The organism is Hymenobacter lapidarius, assembly GCF_001816145.1.
In the GTDB taxonomy this organism is placed as follows: domain Bacteria; phylum Bacteroidota; class Bacteroidia; order Cytophagales; family Hymenobacteraceae; genus Hymenobacter; species Hymenobacter lapidarius.
The window spans coordinates 1-2,625 of sequence record NZ_MDZB01000010.1; the positions used below are offsets into that span (position 1 = coordinate 1).

The 2,625-nt window shown below is 59.9% G+C and carries 2 protein-coding genes; one reads left to right on the forward strand and one right to left on the reverse strand.

The window, feature by feature from the left end:
* Positions 1-624: 624 nt before the first annotated feature.
* Entirely contained in the window at positions 625-1,596 is a 972-nt protein-coding gene (locus tag BEN47_RS21845) for an SEC-C metal-binding domain-containing protein (RefSeq protein ID WP_070724183.1), read from the reverse strand.
* Positions 1,597-1,858: 262 nt separating this feature from the next.
* Between BEN47_RS21845 and BEN47_RS00135 the strand changes: the two genes are divergently transcribed.
* Positions 1,859-2,491: a chloramphenicol acetyltransferase gene (locus BEN47_RS00135; protein WP_070724184.1), complete on the forward strand. Its 633-nt coding sequence runs from the start codon at positions 1,859-1,861 to the stop codon at positions 2,489-2,491.
* Positions 2,492-2,625: the final 134 nt, after the last annotated feature.

Sequence of the window (2,625 nt, forward strand, 5' to 3'; positions counted from 1 at the left end):
TCCTGCTCCTTCAGCAAACCATTGGCCATGCATACGGCCCGAATTAAAATAGTTATCGATAATTATAATCGAAATATCATCTTAGATTAGACCACCGCCCGATATAATGAGTGTGTCAGTAATCGGCTAGCAGCGAAGCGGGCAAGTAGCACTTATGAATATCAACAGCCTTGGACCCCTCCTGAAGCATTAGCTCCAATAGCCCGCACTCAGGAACAGAATCTTCCTAAATAAACTCTCCCCAACACCCTGTCTTCCCTACCTCGGGAGGGCAGGGCATTGTGCATAAAGGGCCCCTGCCTAAGCGGGCCAGCCGGGTGTGGCGGCGCGACACGACCAGCTTCTCCAACAGCTTCTCCCGCCTCCCCAGCCACGGCAAGAGGCGGCGGGGGCGCTGGGGGGCGGGACGGGGGCCCAAACTGGCGCGAGTTTGGGCGCAGCAGTAATTAGTGACCAATCCTGACGTGGAGGCTACGCCTCATTGAAGCGAAGCGGCAAGCTGGAGCTGCGCGAAAGCGTCATTCTGCATCCATCGTTCTGATGCGAGGCACAGCCTCGCCTAAATGGTAGGCACGAGTTCCAGCTCTGCCTAAACCCGTGCCAGTATAACCAGTACGCCTGCTCCTACCCGCAGCATTTCTTGTACTTCTTGCCGCTGCCGCAGGGACAGGGGTCGTTGCGACCAATTTTAGGCAGCACCAGCCGGGGCTGTTGCGGCATAGCATCGCGCCGAATGCGGTCGTATTTTGCTTCCTGCTCGGCCCGGCGCCGGGCAATGTTGGCAGCGTCGGGGTGAAAGGGCGAGTAGTTTTCAGGATTGTCGCGCAGCAGCTGGTAGCGGGCGAAGATATCTGGAGAAGGCGGCAACGGATTGGATGCGTTGAAGTCAATATCATCGGCCCCGCCGGCCATGCTTTCGTCCACCAGGTTCAGGCGGTGCAGCTCCCGCATTTCGGGCTCCAGCTCGTGCAGGCCCGCATCCTGCGCATCGGCCAGCAGCATTCCCAGATAATCTTCCGGCCCGGAGCAAAACGTATCCGCATCGGCCGGAAAAAGCTGGGCTGCTTGCTCGGCATGCGCGATGACGTGACGCAGGTAGCCCTGCAAAAACGCACTGATGGCCGGCCGCAGCTCGGGCTGCTCCCTGGCCAGCCGCGCAATGGCTCCAGAAGCCACCAAGCGATGCTGGAGCACTATTTCCGGGTCTTCCAGCATGGCCAGCAACTCGGGCAGGCGCGTTTGGCCGGCGCGGGCCAGCAGGTCCGGCACCTCTTCAAACAACAAGTCGTCGAACCAGAAATCGGTGCTGTCCGAGTCCAGACGCAGCACGCGGCGGTACACGTCCAGGGCCTCGGGAGCGTGCAGGTCGTGCAGCAGGTAGAGGGCGTGGAAGAAGTGGTAGGTATTCCACCAATCGTCGCCCGTCAACTCCCCTTTCAGGAAGTCATCCAGCGTACTATCGATAATTTTCAGCAGCTCGGGCACAGCTGTTTCCGGCCCCAGGGCCAGGATTTCGTGCAGCACGGCATCGTCAATAAAGTAGTCGCGTTCGAAAAGGCGCTCGAATACCGGGTGGGCAAATTCAGGTCGGGTCATGGGGAAAATCGGCTTAGAGAAAGGCAGGCGGCCCGGCGGCCCAAGCCACTTTCTTGCGTGGCGTGTCTGGTAATAAGCGGCCGGCAATGCGTGCATTGGCCGCGAGGTACCATTCTGGGCGCTAATGTAGGGGACACCGGAAAAATGTCCAACCAGACCTGCTTTGACCGGCGTGCGCGCAGCCGTTAGTGACGCCGTTGGGTACTGCCGGGGTCCTACCCAGCAAGCCACCCCGGCAATAATCCCCCACCTTTGCCGGCCCATGAAGCACCTAATCGACCAAGCCAGCTGGAACCGCCGCGAGCATTTTGCCTTCTTCTCCGCGTTTGAGGAGCCTTTTTTCGGGCTGGTGGCCACCGTTGACTGTACTCGCGCCCTGGCCGAAGCCAAGCGGCTGGGGGTGCCGTTTTTCCTGTATTACCTGCATGCGGCCTTGCGGGCGGTGAATGAGGTGGAAGCCTTTCGCTACCGCATCGTGGACGGGCAGGTGTACTGCTACGACCGCATTCACGCTTCGGCCACCATTGGCCGGCCCGACCACACGTTTGGGTTTTCCTTCATTGAGCACCACCACAAGCTTACTGAATTCCTGCCAACTGCCAAAGCCGAAATCGCAGCTGTACAAGCCAGCCAGGGCCTGCGCCTGAGCGAAAGCACCAGCCGGCCTGACGTCATCCACTTTTCGGCGCTGCCGTGGGTGCGCTTCACGGGCTTGAGCCACGCCCGCAGCTTCAGCTGTCCCGACAGCTGCCCAAAGATTTCGGTGGGGCAAACCTACGCGGAAGGCGCGGCCACGCTCATGCCCGTGTCCGTCAACATCCACCACGGCTTGGCCGACGGCTACCATGTGGGGCAATTCCTGGCGGCGTTTCAGGAGCAGTTGGGCCAGCGGTAGCGCTGCGGTGGCCGGGATGCTGTTTTTGAGCGCTGAATTAACCCAAGTTGCGGATTATAGTCCAACTTGGTCGAGGGCGTGGACGAAAATGAACAGCGCGATTTTGAGGACAAATCCCTGGGCCGTGACCGCAT